Origin of the sequence: Streptomyces sp. NPDC006516 (assembly GCF_040611875.1) — a bacterium.
GTDB lineage: Bacteria > Actinomycetota > Actinomycetes > Streptomycetales > Streptomycetaceae > Streptomyces.
The window spans coordinates 282831-299318 of sequence record NZ_JBEXPD010000002.1 but is presented as its reverse complement, the minus strand read 5'-3'; the positions used below and the strand labels follow the sequence as shown (position 1 = coordinate 299318).

Below are 16488 nucleotides of genomic sequence, written 5' to 3'. Positions count from 1 at the left end.
GTTTTGGTCCGCCCACGCGTTCAGGGCCCTCCCGGAGGGCTCAGGCCTTCCCGGAGGGCTCAGGCACTACGCGGCGGGCTCAGGCGCGGACGCCCCGGTGCAGCGCCACCACGCCGCCGGTGAGGTTGCGCCAGGCGACGTCGGACCAGCCGGCCTTCTGGAGCAGTGTGGCGAGGCCGGCCTGGTCGGGCCAGGCGCGGATCGACTCGGCGAGGTAGACGTACGCGTCCGGGTTGGAGGACACCGCCCGGGCCACCGGCGGCAGCGCGCGCATCAGGTACTCGGTGTAGACGGTCCGGAACGGCGCCCAGGTCGGCTGCGAGAACTCGCAGATCACGACCTTGCCGCCACGCCGGGTGACTCGGTACAGCTCGCTCAGCGCGGCGCCGGTGTCCTGGATGTTGCGCAGGCCGAAGGAGATCGTGACCGCGTCGAAGGTCTCGTCCTTGAACGGCAGCCGGGTGCCGTCCCCCGCGGTGAAGGGCATCCACGGGTGGCGCTCCTTGCCGACCCGGAGCATCCCGAGCGAGAAGTCGCAGGGCACCACGTAGGCGCCCGCCCGCGCGAAGGGCTGCGAGGAGGTGGCCGTGCCCGCCGCCAGGTCGAGGATCTTCTGGGCCGGACGGGCGTCGACGGCCCGGGCGACTTCCCTGCGCCAGAGCCGTGCCTGTCCGAGCGACAGCACGTCGTTGGTGAGGTCGTAGTTCGCCGCCACGTCGTCGAACATCGAGGCGACTTCGTGCGGCTGCTTGTCCAGGGATGCTCGGGTCACCCTCCCATTCAAGCAGCCCCCTCCCCGGCCGTTCGCAGCGGCGTGGAACGGCTTCAACCTTTCGGTGCCGGCAGCACTCATAGAGGGGTGAGACCACTGGAGACGTGAGAGGGGAGGGCGGATGTCCGTCACGCGTGGCCCATCTGCGGGTCGCTGCCGTCAACTCCCCCGACACGACGGCCACGTCGATCTTCTTCGGATACGGGAACAGCATGGTCATGATCAACGTCTCATCGGACGAGGAGAAAGGGGTTTCCGCGCCGGTGACCCCCCGGCAACTCCTGGAAGGCGTACGGAAGAGCGGACTGCTGGGCGTCGTGAGGTACGCCGACGAGGACCCGGTGCTCGGAAACAGACCGGAATGCGGGGCGGGTGAACCATCCCGCCCCGACCGACCACTACGAGACCACGGATACCCACCCCACCATGCACCAGGACACACGTCGCACACGGACCACGACCGGTTCTCGCACGCGCGGAGGGTCGCCGGCTCAGGGCCCGCGGGGCTCCCGCGCGCACGACCGGGGACGTCCGCTCGCCCGCCGAAGACAGCTGCGGCGCCGTCGCGCGGGGGTGGGAGCGGCGGTGACGGCGGTGGCGGCCCTCGTGGCGTTCCTCCATGCCGCGCCCTGGCAGGACGAGGACGCCGCGGTCGCGGCCGGCCGAGCGGCCCCTGAGACCACCGCGTCGCCCGCCACCCCGGACTCGCCGACCGCGCCGGGATCACCCGAGGCGTCGGGCCCGGCCTCCGCGAGCCCCGAGGCGACGACGCCCACCGGGACTCCTCCGGGCAAGAGAAAGCCGACGGATCCCGCCTCGGTGCCGCAGTCGGGGCCCGGAACCTTCACCGTGGCGCGTGAGGGCGCCTCGTCCGGCGGTTCCGGTAGCCGCTACCGCGTCGAGGTGGAGGACGGCATCGGTGTGGACCCGGACGGAGCCGCCGCGGACATCGCGGAGATACTCGCCGACCCCCGGGGCTGGAGCAAGGGCGGGGGCCGCAAGTTCCGCCAGGTCGCGGACGGTTCGGCGGGGCTGGTGATCCGGATAGGGACGCCGCGGACCACCGACCGGCTCTGCGGGCAGTACGGCCTGGACACCGGGGGCGAGGTGAACTGCCGGGGCGGCGAGAACGTCATGGTCAATCTGGCCCGCTGGCAGCTGGGCTCACCGACCTTCGACGGCCCACCGTCCGAGTACCGGGCCCTGATCATCAACCACGAGGTCGGCCACTGGCTGGGCCACGGCCATGAGACCTGCCCCGGCCCGGGCCGGCCGGCCCCCGCCATGATGCAGCAGATCAAAGGCCTGAAGGGCTGTGTGTCCAACGCCTGGCCGTACGACGGGAACGGCCGCTACCTCGGGGGGCCGTCCGTGCGGTGATCCCGGGAGGGAGCGGGACCCGGCCGGTCGGACACCGGCAGCCAACACGGCCGGACACGAGAATCCGGGGGCCCTTGGGACGGCCACGGCGCTCGCGGCCCACGCCCCGGACGGCCCGCCCCGGTCTCCTCACCGCCGCCGGTACACCAGCCGCCCGCCGAGCACCGTGGCCACGCAGGTGCGGGCGCCCGCCGCGCACAGCGCCGCCTCGTCGGGCACGTCGAAGACGGCGAGGTCGGCACGGGCGCCGACGGCGAGGGGGCCATGGGCGGATCCCGGCAGGTCGCGTCCGCGCGCGAAGGGGTCCAGGCTCGGTTCGCCCGCGGAGGGCCCGGCCGGCGGGAGCTCCGTCAGCCCCGCACGGCGCACCGCCGTGCGGACGGCGGGTTCGGCGAAACCGCCCGCGATGTGCGTGGTGCCGTGGCTCAGCATGCGCTGAAGGCCGCGGCGCACGCTGCCGGCCCGCCGGGGCTCGTCCAGACGTCCGCCCAGACGCTCGAACTCGGCGCCGGTCAGGGGATGTTCACCCAGTTCGTCCGCCTCACGCGGGTCCGGGTGGTACAGCCGGGTCAGCAGGGCGGCGCCGTCCCGCTGGCACAGCCCCGGGGTGATCACGCCGGGCCACTGCCGGACCCGGGCCGTGGGGTGCGCGTCCACCACCCGGTCGTACGGACCGAGGGCCACGATCAGGTCGCCGTCCACGGCGACCGCACCCCCGGCTACGGCTGCCGCGCCGAGCGGAAGGAGCAGCGGCGCGGCATGAACGGTGAGCACGGGTCGGTCAGTTGGCGTCGAGGAGCTTCAGCTCCGGGTGCGCGGTGCCGCCGGCGATCGCCGTGGACGAGATGTGCGAGACGACACGCTCGTCGACCGGGTCGTTCGCCGGGTCGTCGTGGACGACCAGGTGCTCGTAGGTCGTGGCGCGCTGGGCGGGGACGCGGCCCGCCTTGCGGATGAGATCGATGATCTCCAGCCGGTTGGAGCGGTGCTTGGCACCCGCCGAGGAGACGACGTTCTCCTCCAGCATGATCGAGCCGAGGTCGTCCGCGCCGTAGTGCAGGGACAGCTGGCCGACCTCCTTGCCGGTGGTCAGCCAGGAGCCCTGGATGTGCGCCACGTTGTCGAGGAAGAGCCGGGCGATGGCGATCATCCGGAGGTACTCGAAGAGGGTGGCCTGCGTCTGCCCCTTCAGCTTGTTGTTCTCCGGCTGGTAGGTGTACGGGATGAAGGCGCGGAAGCCGCCCGTGCGGTCCTGGACGTCGCGGATCATCCGCAGGTGCTCGATGCGTTCGGCGTTGGTCTCGCCGGTGCCCATCAGCATGGTGGAGGTGGACTCGACACCGAGGCCGTGCGCGATCTCCATGATCTCCAGCCAGCGCTCGCCGGACTCCTTGAGCGGGGCGATCGCCGTGCGCGGCCGGGCGGGCAGCAGTTCGGCACCGGCGCCGGCGAAGGAGTCGAGGCCGGCGGCGTGGATCCGCTCGATGGCCTCCTTGGCGGAGACGCCCGAGATGCGGGCCATGTGCTCGATCTCGGAGGCGCCGAGCGAGTGGATGACCAGCTCGGGGAACGCCTTCTTGATGGCGGAGAAGTGCTCCTCGTAGTACTCGACGCCGTAGTCCGGGTGGTGGCCGCCCTGGAACATGATCTGCGTGCCGCCCAGCTCGACGGTCTCCGCGCAGCGGCGCAGGATGTCGTCAAGGTCGCGGGACCAGCCCTTGCCGGTGTCCTTGGGCGGTGCGTAGAACGCGCAGAACTTGCAGGCGGTGACGCACACGTTGGTGTAGTTGATGTTGCGCTCGATGATGTACGTCGCGATGTGCTCCGTACCCGCGTAGCGGCGGCGGCGCACGGCGTCGGCCGCGGCGCCCAGCGCGTGCAGCGGGGCCGACCTGTAGAGGTCGAGCGCCTCCTCCGGAGTGATCCGCCCACCTTCGGCGGCGCGGTCGAGGACGGGCTGAAGGTCGGCCTTCTCGGTCACCGGGCTGTCACCTTTCGGCGGTTCTTCTGCTGTTCCACGGACCGATCCAGCCTACGCCAGCCCCTGCCGGGGTCAGTCTCCGGACCGGGTGAGCGTGCCCTTCGGCGTGCCCGCCGCCTCCTCGTGGGACTCGTAGAGCAGGGTGCCTCCCGAGGTGAGGGTGAAGTCGAGGTCGGCTTCGCCGCCGGTGCACAGGGCGCCGCCGCGGGCGTCCGGGTCGACCCGCTCCCGGATCCTGAGCTCGGTGGCCGTGCCGGTGACGAGCTTGCCGATCCCCTTGCAGACGACGCTGGTCCCGAGCGCGTCGAAGCGGTACGAGAGCCGGACCACGTCCTCGCCCTTCCTCCCTTCGGTGAACACCGCGGTGACCGTGCCGTGCGGGGCTCCGCCGCGTTCGGTCGCGGGGCCCTTCCAGGTACCGGCGAAGGCCTTGGGCAGCGCGCTCACGGGTGCGGACGCCGCGGGGGTCCCCGGCGGCGTGGTGCCGGCGGGGTCCTTCGGCCCGCTGGACGCCGGCGGCTGCGCGGCGTCGTTGCCGTGGCCGTTCCCGCCGCCGCTGTCGCTGCCGAAGAGATCCCCCATCGTCACGGCGCCGAAGGTCACCACGGCGAGGGCGCCGGCGACGGCCAGCGCGACGGTGCAGCTGACGCGCCGCCCCCGGCGTGTGCCGGACCCCGGGCCGGAGTCCATGGTGACGGCGACCCGGGCGCCGGAGCCATGCTTCTCCGGCGGCTCGGACGGAGGGGGCGGCAGGGGCGGCCCGAAGGTGCCGGGCGGCGCGCTCCCCATCGAGGCGTTGCTGAAGGGCACGGGACCCGACTGCACCGGCGCGTCCTGCGGTTCCAGGTCCAGCAGGGCGACCGCCGACCGGCTGACCTCGCGCACGAGGGGGCCCGGCAGCCAGCCCGGGGCCACCAGGGTGGCCGCCCCTCCGGGGGCGAGCCTGCGGGCGAGTTCGGCGGGGGCGGGCCGTGCCGCGGGGTCCTTGGCGAGGCACCCGGCCACGAGCTCCCGCAGTTCGCCCTCCAGCTCGCCGAGTTCGGGTTCCTCGTGCACCACCTTGTAGAGGAGTACGGCGGACGAGTCGCCCGGGAAGGGCGCCGTACCGGTCGCCGCGTACGCGAGGACCGCGCCCAGCGAGAAGACATCGGCGGCGCCGGAGATGTCCAGGCCCCGGATCTGTTCAGGTGCCATGTAGCCGGGCGAGCCGACGGAGACCCCGGTGGAGGTGAGGGAGATCGTGGCGCCGAGGGCCCGGGCGATGCCGAAGTCGATCAGCCGGGGGCCGTCCAGGGCGAGCAGGACGTTGGAGGGCTTCACGTCGCGGTGGATGAGGCCGTGCGCGTGGACGGCGTCGAGCGCCTCGCCGAGCCCGGCCCCCAGGGTCCGTACGGCGTACTCGGGCAGCGGCCCGTGGCGGGTGACCGCGTCGGACAGCGGCGGCCCGGCCACGTAACCGGTCGCCACCCAGGGCACTGCCGCGTCGGGGTCGGCGTCCAGGACCGGGGCCGTCCACTGCGCGCCGAGGCGGCGCGCGGCTTCCACCTCGCGCCGGAACCGCGCGCGGAACTGCTCGTCGAGGGCGAAGTGGGGGTGGACGACCTTGACCGCGACGGTACGGCCGCCCGCGCTGCGGCCGAGATAGACCCGGCCCATACCGCCGGCGCCGAGCCTGCCGAGCAACCGGTAGGCACCGATGGTGTGCGGTTCGCCGGCTTCCAGCGGCTGCATACGGTCTCCCCCTGTGGACCCCGGGACTCGGACCGCAGCCTAGGGCGCCGGGCCCTCATGGTCACCGACACCCCTTCCACCGATTTCGCCCCTATGGGCACGAAGCAGGGATTTCGCCACACCGAAAGGCGCGAATACGCCGGTCAACCGCGCCTATCGGGCGTTCACCACCGGGATACCGGAAGGCGTTCCGGGAGACATCCCCTATTCGTCCGCGCGCCACGGACGGGACTCCTCGACAGAACTCCGGACATTCACACCCTTTCCCCGGAACGGAATGCCCGAGCTGCGCGTCCCCACTAAAGGGCCGCCTCCGGAGAGGGACCAGGGAAGGGCCGGAGAAGGACCGGGGAAGGGCCCGGGAAGGTGCAACATTCATCTTCTTTGCCGCACCATTCCCGAGCGCGGACATGTCAGCCGCCGAGCAGCTCGACCTTCACGTCGGCGGGGAACCCGGTCGTCGGCCCCGTACGCCGGGCGAACTCGCGCACACCCGCCAGCTGGTCCGGACCGAAGCGGAAGTCCAGGGTGGTGAAGTAACGCTCCAGCACCTCGGCGTCGAAGGCCTCCCAGCGCGCGGCCTGCTCGGCCACCTTGGTGACCTCCTCCAGCGAGAGGTCACGGGAGGCGAGGAACGCCTCGTGCACCTTCTCGACGTAGTGGGGGTGTGACGCCAGGTAGTCCTTGCGGGCCGCCCAAACGGCGAAGACGAAGGGCAGCCCCGTCCACTCCTTCCACATCCGGCCCAGGTCGTGGACCTGCAGCCCGAGCCTGGGGGCGTCGTGCAGATTGGCGCGCAGCGCGGCGTCACCGATGAGGACGGCCGCGTCGGCCTCCTGCATCATCAGGCCGAGGTCCGGCGGGCAGGTGTAGTAGTCGGGGGTGACCCCGAACCGCTCGGCGAGCAGCAGCTGAGCCAGCCGCACGGAGGTCCGCGAGGTCGAGCCGAGGGCGACCCGGGCCCCGTCCAGCTGCTCCAGGGGGAGCTGGGACACGATCACGCAGGACATGACGTCGCCGTCACAGCCCACGGCGATGTCGGGCAGGGCGACCAGGTCGTCGGCGTTGCGAAGGAACTCGACCAGGGTGACGGGACCGATGTCCAGATCCCCCCTGACCAGCTGCTCACTGAGTCTTTCCGGGGTGTCCTTCGAGAGCTCCAGGTCGAGCAGGGTTCCGGTCCGTGCCAGGCCCCAGTAGAGGGGGAGGCAGTTCAGGAACTGGATGTGGCCGACGCGCGGCCTGCTGCGACGGTCGTCGCCTTCTGCGGGAGAGACGGTTGAATTGTCCACATCGCGAGGCTAGACCCGTGCCCGCCGACGGGTGTCATCGGGGCGCCCCGACCGCCTTCCGGGGGCCCTGTACGTCACCTCTCCGGCGGCTCAATCAAACATCCGGGTGAAGTGATCTTTCCCTCTACCGCTCCCTGTGGACTGCGTGCTAGGCTCTTTCGCAAGTTGCAGTTTGGTTTCCCTTGCAGTACAGAGCCTGCGGAGCATGTAACCCGCAGGCTTTTGTAGTTTTCAGACTTGTTTGCAGGTTCTGGAGCAGGGCAACCCTTTGGCCCAAGGAGGGCTTATGGCTACCGGAACCGTCAAGTGGTTCAACGCTGAAAAGGGCTTCGGCTTCATCGCCCAGGACGGCGGCGGCCCGGATGTCTTCGTCCACTACTCCGCGATCAACGCGTCCGGGTTCCGCTCCCTCGAGGAGAACCAGGTCGTGAACTTCGACGTCACTCAGGGACCCAAGGGTCCGCAGGCTGAGAACGTCACCCCGGCCTAGTTGCCCGGGTCGGCCGATCGCGGCCGAGTGAGCATTACCCAAGGAGCCCCGCTCCTCCGCTTCGGCGGAGGAGCGGGGCTCCTGCCCTTTCCCACGCACCCCACCGGCCACACGCCGCCGTCCCGGACGTGTCCCCCGCCTCCGATCATTGTCGAGGGCCTGTGCAGAGCGTCACCCGATACTGACGAGCCCGCCCATAACAAGGCAGACTGTTGACCGCGATACCAGCGGTACGGAGCAGGGCGGGGTCAGCAGGACCGGCGGGGCAAGCAGGACAGGGGGCAACATGGACCGCGACGACGGGCCCGGCGTGCGCGTACCGGAGCCACGCGCTCCACGGGAACGGGCGGCCGGCGCCGGCCTGCGCTTCACCGTGCTGGGCCCGGTCCGCGCATGGCGTGACAACGAACTTCTGCCGTCAGGGTCACCGCAGCAACGGGCCCTGCTGGCCGCCCTCCTCCTGCGCGACGGCCGTACGGCCACGGCGGCCGAACTCATCGACGCCCTCTGGGGCGACGACCCCCCGTCCCAGGCACTGGCCACCGTACGGACCTACGCGTCCCGGCTCCGCAAGACCCTGGGCCAGGACACCTTGGTCAGCGAGTCCGGGGGCTACGCCGTCCGGATCCCCCGTTCGGCCCTCGACCTGACCGTCGCTCAGGACATGGCCGTCCAGGCGGAGAAGGCCCGCGGCAGGGGCGATCGCGGTCAGGCGCGCACGCTGATCAGCAAGCTGCTCGGCCTCTGGGACGGCGAGGCGCTCGCCTCGCTCCCCGGCCCGTACGCGGAGAACCAGCGCACCAGCCTGGAGGAATGGCGCCTCCAGCTCACCGAGACCCGTCTCGACCTGGACCTCGAGGTCGGCTGCCACGCGGAGGCCGTCTCCGAACTGACCGCCCTCACCGCGGCGCATCCGCTGCGCGAACGGCTGCGTGAACTCCTCATGGTCGCCCTGTACCGCAGCGGCCGGCAGGCCGAGGCCCTCGCGGTGTACGCCGACACCCGGCGGCTGCTGGCGGACGAGCTCGGCGTCGACCCGCGCCCCGAACTCGCCCAGCTCCAGCAGCGGATACTCCAGGCGGACGAGGAACTGGCCCGCCCCGCGGACGAGCCCGCCTCCGCGCCGCTCCGCCCCGCCCAGCTCCCGGCCACCGTCCCGGACTTCACGGGCCGCGCGTCCTTCGTACGCGAACTGGGCGCCCGGCTCGCCACCGCCGAGGGCTCCGTCATGGCCGTCTCGGCGCTGGCCGGCATCGGCGGAGTCGGCAAGACCACCCTCGCCGTACACGTCGGCCACCAGGCACGTCCGCACTTCCCGGACGGTCAGCTGTACGTGGACCTCCAGGGGGCGGGCGGCCGGGCCGCCGAACCCGAGACCGTACTCGGCTCGTTCCTGCGCGCCCTGGGCACGCCGGACTCCGCCATCCCGGACTCCCTGGACGAGCGGGCCGCCCTCTACCGCTCCACCCTCGACGGCCGCCGTGTCCTGGTCCTGCTCGACAACGCCCATGACGCGGCCCAGATCCGGCCGCTGCTCCCGGGCACGGCGGGCTGTGCGGCGCTGGTCACCAGCCGGGTCCGCATGGTCGACCTGGCCGGGGCGCATCTCGTGGACCTGGACGTGATGTCGCCCGAGGAGGCACTCCAGCTCTTCACGCGCATCGTCGGCGACGAGCGCGTCCGCTCCGAGCGCGAGGCCGCCCTGGACGTGGTGGCCGCGTGCGGCTTCCTCCCGCTGGCCATCCGCATCGCCGCCTCCAGGCTGGCCGCCCGCCGCACCTGGACGGTCTCGGTGCTGGCCGCGAAGCTCGCGGACGAACGCCGCCGGCTCGACGAACTCCAGGCCGGTGACCTCGCGGTGAAGGCCACCTTCGAGCTCGGCTACGGCCAGCTGGAGCCGCCCCAGGCCCGCGCCTTCCGCCTCCTGGGCCTGGCGGACGGCCCGGACATCTCCCTCGCTGCCGCGGCCGCGCTCCTCGACCTGGACCTCCACACGGCGGAGGACCTCCTGGAGTCCCTGGTCGACACCAGCCTCCTGGAGTCGGCGGCCCCGGGCCGCTACCGCTACCACGACCTGGTGCGGCTCTACGCGCGTGCGTGCGCGGAGCGCGACGAACAGCCCCCGGTGGAGACGGAACTGGCGCTGTCGCGGCTGCTGGACTTCTACCTGGCGACGGCCGCGGGCGTGTACGCGCTGGAGCGGCCGGGCGACCGTCTGGTGGACCACCTGGAGCCGACGGAACACGCCGGGCTCACCTTCGCGGACCGGCACTCGGCGCTGGACTGGCTGTACGCCGAGGCGACCAACCTGCTGGCGTGCGTGCGCCAGTCGGTTCGCCCGGCCACCCTGGCGCGCGCCGTCGACCTTCTCTACGCCGCCCTGGACCTGGGCGAGTCGGGCGCCAACTCGAAGCAGTACGAGGCGGTCGCGATGACCGTCAGGGAGGCCTCCAGGGCGTGCGGCGACCCCCGGGCGGAGGGGCGCGCCGTCATGTCGCTGGCCAACGTGCACCAGCTGGCCGGGCGGTTCGACCACGCGGACCGTGAGGCCCAGGAAGCCCTGCGGCTCGCCGGAACGGTCGACGACCGGCTGCCCGCGTGCTGGGCGTCCAACGCCCGGGGGATCATCGCGCTGTACCAGAACCGTCACGCGGACGGCGAGACGTTCCTGAACCAGGCGATCGAGGCGTTCCGGAGCGACGACAACCGCCCCGGCGAGGCCAGCGCCCTGTGCAATCTCTCGCGCATCCACCTCGCCACCGGGCGGACGAACAGTGCCATCACCCTGGCTACGGCGGGCATCGAGATCTACGACTCCCTCGGCCACGCGCTGAGGGGCGCCAACGGCCGCTACGCCCTCGGCATGGCGCTCACCCAGAGCGGAAAGCCCGCGGCGGCGGCGGAGCAGCTGAACGAGGCCCTGGCCATATTCCGTGACAGCCGGCAGCGGCTGTGGGAGGGCATGGCGCTGTTCAGGCTCGCCGAGGTCGACCTCGCTTCGGGCCGGCCTGCCCAGGCCGCCCAGTACGCCGAGTTGGCCCTCACGGTCCTTCGCGGCATCGGCGGGGAGTGGCGCCGGGGCAACGTGCTCACCGTCCTGGGCCGGGCGCTCTCCGGAATCGGCCAGACCGGCCGCGCCCAGGTCTGCTGGGCCGAAGCGCTCGCGATCTACGAGGAGCTCGCCTCACCGGAGGCGGCCGAGGTCCGGTCACTCCTGTCACCTGCGGCAGCCGCCTGAAAACGGGGCGTTCATCGTTCGTTTATCGCTGCCCTGCATGCTCATGCCTGTCGATCCGTCGCGTCGGGGGGCAGACGGGGGCGACAGCGGCCGTGCCACTAGGGTGAACGGCCCCAAGAGGCCCGTCCGGCAGTCCACGGGGGAACAGCCGGACGGGCCTCGCAAACCCATCGTGCAGTGCAGAGAGGGAGTTGACCATCATGGCCGACGCCAGCAAGCAGGACCCGATCTTCAAGCCGGCCGACCAGCACGCCACCGGCGAGGCGGAGACGCCGATCACGACGCAGGACCAGCACGCGACGGGCGAGGAGATCACCACCCTCGACCAGCACGCCACGTCCGAGCCTGCCAAGTAGACCTCACCCGCACGGGGGGTGGCCGCGGCGGCGCGGAGGGGGAGCCGCCGCGGCCACTGCACGTCCGCGCCCGCTGCCCGGCATCACGCCGGGCGGCGGGTGCCGTGCACCGTGGCGGCCCCGCTCGGTCACATGGGTTCGGCCGTGACCAGGCAGCGCTTGACGCGGGAGACCAGGCGCGGGCTGTCCATCTTGACGCTCAGGGTCCGCGTCTCGTCGTAGTCGAGTTCGACCGTGGCCTCGCCCGTGTCGACCGTCAGGCCCTTGGCGTCCACGAACGTCACGTCCACGTCGTACGTCTGTGTGCCGTACACGGTCGAGCGGATCTCGATCGTGGACGTGGTCACCGCCTTGCGCTTGCCCTTCTTGGGCTGGGCGCAGCGGATGACGCGGATCTCCGGGGCGTCCGAGGCGGTGGGGCTGGGGGTCGCGTTCGACGAGCCGCCGGACGAGCCGGACGAGCTGTCGTAGTCGTCGTAGTCGTCGTCGTAGTCGTGGTAACTGCCGTTGCTCTTCTTCGAGTTCGAGCACCCGCCGCCACCGCTGGAGCCACTGCTGCGGCTCTTCCCGCTCTTGCCGCCATGGCTGGACGTCGAGAATCCGGTGAGTGCGAGCACCACCACGACCAGTACCGCCGCGAACCTCATCTGTCGCCGCACCATCGTTGCAGCCCCCCTCGTCGTGATCGGCTTCCTCCGGCCGTCGCACGGCCGCGCGACAACGTAACGCACAGCATTCCGGACGCATGCCCATGGTTCCGTCATGGCCCTGTCACGGTCTCGTCATGGCCTCCGCCCGGTCGGCAGTTGCTCCCACCCGCGCCTCCTGTGTCCGCGTCCGGCCTTCCTCCGGCCTTCCTCCGCGGCCTTCCTCCGGCCTCCGATGGCAGGGCTGATCGGCCAGGCGTAGCGTCGATTCGGGGAGCGGTGCGCACAGCCGTGCGCCATGGCCCGGGAGGCTGTCGATGATTCGCAATGTCCTCGGCTCCGTCGTCGCTCTCGTAGGAGCCGCGGCCGCCGTGCAGAGCCCCTTCCACAGCTGGTACAACAGCCGCCTGGGCCGGGACTACCGCGTCCAGGACCCGTTCGCCGGCATCACCGAGGTCTCGTCGTCCGTGATGGGCTCGATCCTGCTGCCCTTCCTGTTCGCCGCCCTGGTGACGCTGGTCGGGGTCGTGCTCCGCAGCCGCTGGGTGGTGGCACTGGCCGGCCTGATCGTGCTCGCCTTCACCGTGCTGTGGATGGTCCGCGTGGGGCAGGCCGTGGGGAGCCTGACGGTCGACGGCGGCGAATCCGGGCTCCGCTGGGGCGTGGCGCAGGCGCTGGCGGGCGGGATCCTGCTTCTGCTGGGCGCGCTGCTGATGTCCGGGCGACAGCGGGCGGCCCGTGCGGACCGCACCGCCGAGCCGTATCCCGTACCGCCGGACGACCGTCCGGACACCTGGCCTCCGACGCAGGAGCCGGGTCCGGCCGCGCAGACGTCCCCCGGCCCGGAACCCGAGGCGCGTCCGTACACCGGGCCTGGTCGCCACCGTGCGTCCCCCGAGGACGAGGACACCGCCCGGTACCCGGTCCAGGACGACCCGCGGGACGAGGGGCAGGACCGGGACCGGTACCACCCGCCTCACCCCTGAGAGCGGGTCGGTCAGGTCCTGGCCCTGTTGCCCGTCCCCGTACCCTTCAGCGCGTCCAGGGCGTACACGCAGCGGTCCTTGCTGCACGCGTACACGACACCCGCCTGCGCCACAGGGGAGCCGGTGATCTCGCCGCCGGTGGCCAGCTTCCAGCGGAGCTGGCCGCCTGCCGCGTCCAGGGTGTACAGCACATGGTCCGCGGAGCCGAAGTGGACCCGGCCGTCCGCGACCACCGGTGTGCCGATCACGTCGCCGCCGGCCGCGAAACGCCACTTGGGCGTGCCGGTCACCGCGTCCAGGGTGTACAGCGCGCTGCCGCTGCCGACGTGCACGTTGCCCCCCGTGACCAGCACGGGCTCGACGGACTGCCTGGCCTCCGTCGCGATGCGCCAGCGGTCCTTGCCGGTCGAGGCGTCCAGGGCGTACACGGTGCCGAGGTAGTCCGCGAGGTAGACCCCGCCGCCCGTGACCGCCGGCCCCGGGGCGAAGGCGGGCGGGGAGAGGAAGACCGCCGGTGACTCGAAGTGCCAGCGCACCCGGCCCGAGACCGTGTCCACGGCCAGCACCCGGGTGCCCGCGGCGACGTACACGAAGCCGTCGGGCGCAGGGGTCACCCGGACCGGGACACCTCCGCAGGAGGCCGCGTCGCCGACGGGGTACGACCACCGCTCCGCACCGGTGCGGGCGTCGACGGCCCGCAGCCGGGCGTCCTGCCACAGGAACACCGTGCCCTGGTGGATGACGGGCCCGGCCTCCGAGGTCTCGAAGTCCGTCTGGACACCGCTGGTCTCCCACAGCTTCTCGCCGCTGGACGCCTCCCACGCCTGTACGCCGCCGCCCCGCGTCGCCGTCAGGACGGTGCCCCGGTCGGCCTTGAGGGCGTACACCCATGCGTCGGTGCCGAGCCGCCACCGCTCGGCGCCGGTCGCCGCGTCCAGCGCGTACAGCGACGGGCCGTCGGAGGCGTGGATCCGGCCGCCGTCGACGGTCATCGACCAGGCGACGTCGCGGGTCTTGAACTGCCGCCTGCCGTTGCTCACGTCCAGCGCGTGGACCTCGAAGGACGTCACGTAGAGCAGGTCACCGACGACGACGGGCGTGCCCCAGACGTCGTTCGACATGCGGAAACGCCAGGGCCGCCAGCGCTCGGGGGCGGCGGGTGCCGCGTCCGGGGCCTGCGCGGGGGCGGGCACCGGAGCGGTGGGCGCCACGGCTCCGGTCCGGCCTCCGGGCGGGCGGACCCAGCCGGTCGCCGGGTCGGCGTGCGCGGCGGCGGGCCCTCTGACATCCACGGGGCGCGGCCCGGGGCCGATCGGCACCTTGGCACCCGCCAGCCGCACGGGCCCGCCGTCGGGGGCGGGGGCCGGCGCTGTCCGCAGGTCGCCGCCGAGCCACGAGCCGTCCTGGTCGGCACCCCGCGGCGGCCGGGAGGGAGGCGGCGGCACGACGACCGGGGCCGGCGCGACGGCGACGGTACGGCCGCCGCCGCGGCGCTGCTCGATCATCGCGGTCGCGGCGGTCGGCAGCCAGGCCGACGCCGTGCCGCTGTCGTCGCTGCCGGAGGCGAACAGGTGCGGAGCCAGCTGGGCCTGGAGGTCCGCCGGGCTGGGCCGCCGGGCCGCGTCCATCTGCATGCAGGACTCGATGAGCGGGCGCAGGTCGTCGGGGAGCCCCTCGGTGTCGGGGCCCTCGCGCAGCAGCATGAACACGGTCTCGACCGGGTTCGCGCCGTGGAAGGGCGCGTGGCCGGTGGCCGCGAAGACCAGGGTCGAGCCGAGCGAGAAGACATCGCTCGCGCCCGTCACGCTGCGGGAGTCGCGGGCCTGCTCCGGAGACATGTACGCGGGCGTGCCCACCGCGACGTTCGTCATCGTCAGACGGGTGTTGGAGACGCCGGACGCGATGCCGAAGTCGATCACCCGCGGCCCGTCCTCGACGACGAGGACGTTGGACGGCTTCAGGTCGCGGTGGACGAGACCGGCCCCGTGGATCGACTGCAAGGCCTCGGCGATCCCGGCGGCCAGCCAGCGCACGGCCTGCGTCGGCATCGGCCCGCACTCACTCACTATCTCCTCGAGCGAGGGGGCAGGGACGTAGGCGGTGGCCAGCCAGGGCACGGCCGCCCGGGGGTCCGCGTCGACCACGGCGGCCGTGTAGAAGCCGCTGACCGCGCGTGCGGCCTCCACCTCACGCGTGAAGCGGACCCGGAACAGCTGGTCCTCGGCCAGTTCCGTACGAACGGTCTTGATCGCCACCCGCCGGCCCGACGCCGACCGGGCGAGATAGACCAGCCCCATGCCGCCGGCCCCGAGCCGTCCCAGCACCTCGAACGGGCCGATCCGCCTCGGGTCATGCTGCGTCAGCTGCTCCACTTGCCTGCCACCTCCCCGTACGGACCTCAGGAACAGAAGCCCGCGAAATCCCGCCCTGTGCAGCGTCTCACCACTGGGCACCACCTGGCGGTGCGCACCCTGATTCTTCCTGGCTCGGGGCCCGGTTGCGAACCCGGGGGCAGATCCGGGTGTCTTGTGGCAGTCCACCCCTTTCAGGACACCTTCCGGCCACCTGCGGAAGCACGGACGGCCACGGTGCGGCTCGGCCGGTCACGGAGCGGCCTGCCGGCTAGGGCAGCAGCTCGGTCGGCTGGAGCACGGCGAAAGCCGCACCCTGGTCGTCCTGGAGGACGGCCGTCCGCCCGTACGGGATGTCCATGGGCGGGGCCGTGATCCGGCCACCGAGGCGCACGGCGGTCTCGGCGGTGCGGACGCAGTCGGCGACCGCGAAGTAGGTGAGGAAGTGACTGGGCATCATCTCGGGGAAGGCGTCCGTGATGAGGGCCCGTCCCCCGATCGCGGTGTCCTCCCCGGGCTCGGTCCCGGCGGGAGACCACACGCGGAAGGCCTCCGCCTCCCGCGCCCCGTCCGGGGAACCCGGCAGCTCGATGTCGGTCCCCTGGAAGCCGAAGACCTGCTCGTAGAAGGCGTCCACACGTTCGGGCTGCCGGGTGTAGACCTCGGTCCAGCAGAAGGCACCCGGCGCGTTCTGCTTCTCGAAGCCGGGGCGGTCACCCGCCTGCCAGAGTCCGAAGACCGCGCCGCCCGGGTCGGCGGCCTGGGCGAGGACACCGGCCCGCTCGGCCCGCACCGGGTCGGTGATCACCTGGCCGCCCGCCTCACGGATCAGGGCGACGGTGGCGAGGATGTCGTCGGTGGAGAAGTAGACGCCCCAGGTCGTGGGCATCCGGCCGTCCTGCTTCGCGGCGAGCGCGGCCACGAGCGCGCCGTCGCTGTACGCGTCCGCGAAGGGCATGCCGTCGCCCGCGTGGAAGGTCCAGCCGAACAGTCCGCCGTAGAAGCGCTTGCCCGCCTCCAGGTCGGAGAGCTGGACATCCACCCAGCACGGCGCCGACTGCGCGAATACGGCCATGACCCGGGTCCTTCCGTCGCGGGGAGGGGACGCCGCTGCCGCGCTGCCCTCGCCACGGGGGGCTGTGGATCGCTGCGGACCACGGCGAGGTCGACGGTGACGCCCGTCACACTCAACGTAGCGTCGGGCGCCGCGCGGCGCGCCCCGGGGAGGCCGAATAGAACTTTTGCCCGAATCGTGAAGGCATCC

At 72.4% G+C, this 16488-nt stretch carries 13 protein-coding genes; 5 read left to right on the top strand and 8 right to left on the bottom strand.

All coding sequences use genetic code 11. The features are described 5' to 3' along the window. Window positions 1-79 precede the first annotated feature (79 nt). Window positions 80-772 (bottom strand): demethylmenaquinone methyltransferase, encoded by a 693-nt coding sequence (locus tag ABZY45_RS07470; protein WP_356737149.1) that lies wholly within the window; start codon window positions 770-772, stop codon window positions 80-82. A 426-nt stretch (window positions 773-1198) separates the two neighbouring features. On the opposite strand from ABZY45_RS07470, the gene ABZY45_RS07465 reads away from it, so the two are divergent. Continuing rightward, on the top strand, window positions 1199-2152 hold the full coding sequence (locus ABZY45_RS07465; protein ID WP_356737147.1) for a DUF3152 domain-containing protein: 954 nt from the start codon (window positions 1199-1201) through the stop codon (window positions 2150-2152). Window positions 2153-2281: 129 nt separating this feature from the next. Here ABZY45_RS07465 and ABZY45_RS07460 read toward each other — a convergent pair whose 3' ends face one another. The 4 genes from ABZY45_RS07460 to ABZY45_RS07445 form a co-directional block, all read right to left on the bottom strand. Further along, window positions 2282-2926: a hypothetical protein gene (locus tag ABZY45_RS07460; RefSeq protein ID WP_356737145.1), complete on the bottom strand. Its 645-nt coding sequence runs from the start codon at window positions 2924-2926 to the stop codon at window positions 2282-2284. A 7-nt stretch (window positions 2927-2933) separates the two neighbouring features. After that, a complete protein-coding gene (gene mqnC / locus ABZY45_RS07455) occupies window positions 2934-4133 on the bottom strand; it encodes a cyclic dehypoxanthinyl futalosine synthase (protein WP_356737143.1) in 1200 nt (399 codons plus the stop codon). A 72-nt stretch (window positions 4134-4205) separates the two neighbouring features. After that, window positions 4206-5864 carry a serine/threonine-protein kinase gene (locus ABZY45_RS07450; protein WP_356737141.1) on the bottom strand — a complete coding sequence of 553 codons (1659 nt, stop codon included), beginning with the start codon at window positions 5862-5864 and terminating at the stop codon, window positions 4206-4208. 413 nt (window positions 5865-6277) lie between these two features. After that, window positions 6278-7156, bottom strand: a complete 879-nt coding sequence (locus ABZY45_RS07445; RefSeq protein ID WP_356737139.1) for a menaquinone biosynthesis protein — start codon at window positions 7154-7156, stop codon at window positions 6278-6280. Between the two features lie 286 nt (window positions 7157-7442). Between ABZY45_RS07445 and ABZY45_RS07440 the strand changes: the two genes are divergently transcribed. The 3 genes from ABZY45_RS07440 (at window position 7443) to ABZY45_RS07430 (ending at window position 11240) form a co-directional block, all read left to right on the top strand. After that, window positions 7443-7646, top strand: a complete 204-nt coding sequence (locus tag ABZY45_RS07440; RefSeq protein ID WP_003967102.1) for a cold-shock protein — start codon at window positions 7443-7445, stop codon at window positions 7644-7646. 286 nt (window positions 7647-7932) lie between these two features. Beyond that, the gene (locus tag ABZY45_RS07435; protein ID WP_356737137.1) at window positions 7933-10884 is read left to right on the top strand and encodes a BTAD domain-containing putative transcriptional regulator; all 2952 of its coding nucleotides are present in this window, start codon (window positions 7933-7935) and stop codon (window positions 10882-10884) included. Between the two features lie 200 nt (window positions 10885-11084). After that, the gene (locus ABZY45_RS07430) at window positions 11085-11240 is read left to right on the top strand and encodes a hypothetical protein (RefSeq protein ID WP_356737135.1); all 156 of its coding nucleotides are present in this window, start codon (window positions 11085-11087) and stop codon (window positions 11238-11240) included. A gap of 128 nt (window positions 11241-11368) precedes the next feature. Here the strand turns inward: ABZY45_RS07430 and ABZY45_RS07425 are convergent, their stop codons facing one another. Next, complete coding sequence (locus tag ABZY45_RS07425) at window positions 11369-11902, bottom strand: hypothetical protein (protein ID WP_356737133.1); 534 nt, start codon at window positions 11900-11902, stop codon at window positions 11369-11371. 302 nt (window positions 11903-12204) lie between these two features. Here ABZY45_RS07425 and ABZY45_RS07420 point away from each other — a divergent pair, with 302 nt between their 5' ends. Further along, window positions 12205-12873 (top strand): hypothetical protein, encoded by a 669-nt coding sequence (locus ABZY45_RS07420; RefSeq protein ID WP_356737131.1) that lies wholly within the window; start codon window positions 12205-12207, stop codon window positions 12871-12873. Window positions 12874-12884: 11 nt separating this feature from the next. Here the strand turns inward: ABZY45_RS07420 and ABZY45_RS07415 are convergent, their stop codons facing one another. Beyond that, window positions 12885-15245 carry a serine/threonine-protein kinase gene (locus ABZY45_RS07415; RefSeq protein WP_356737129.1) on the bottom strand — a complete coding sequence of 787 codons (2361 nt, stop codon included), beginning with the start codon at window positions 15243-15245 and terminating at the stop codon, window positions 12885-12887. A gap of 250 nt (window positions 15246-15495) precedes the next feature. Then, complete coding sequence (locus ABZY45_RS07410; protein WP_356737127.1) at window positions 15496-16299, bottom strand: VOC family protein; 804 nt, start codon at window positions 16297-16299, stop codon at window positions 15496-15498. Window positions 16300-16488 lie beyond the last annotated feature (189 nt).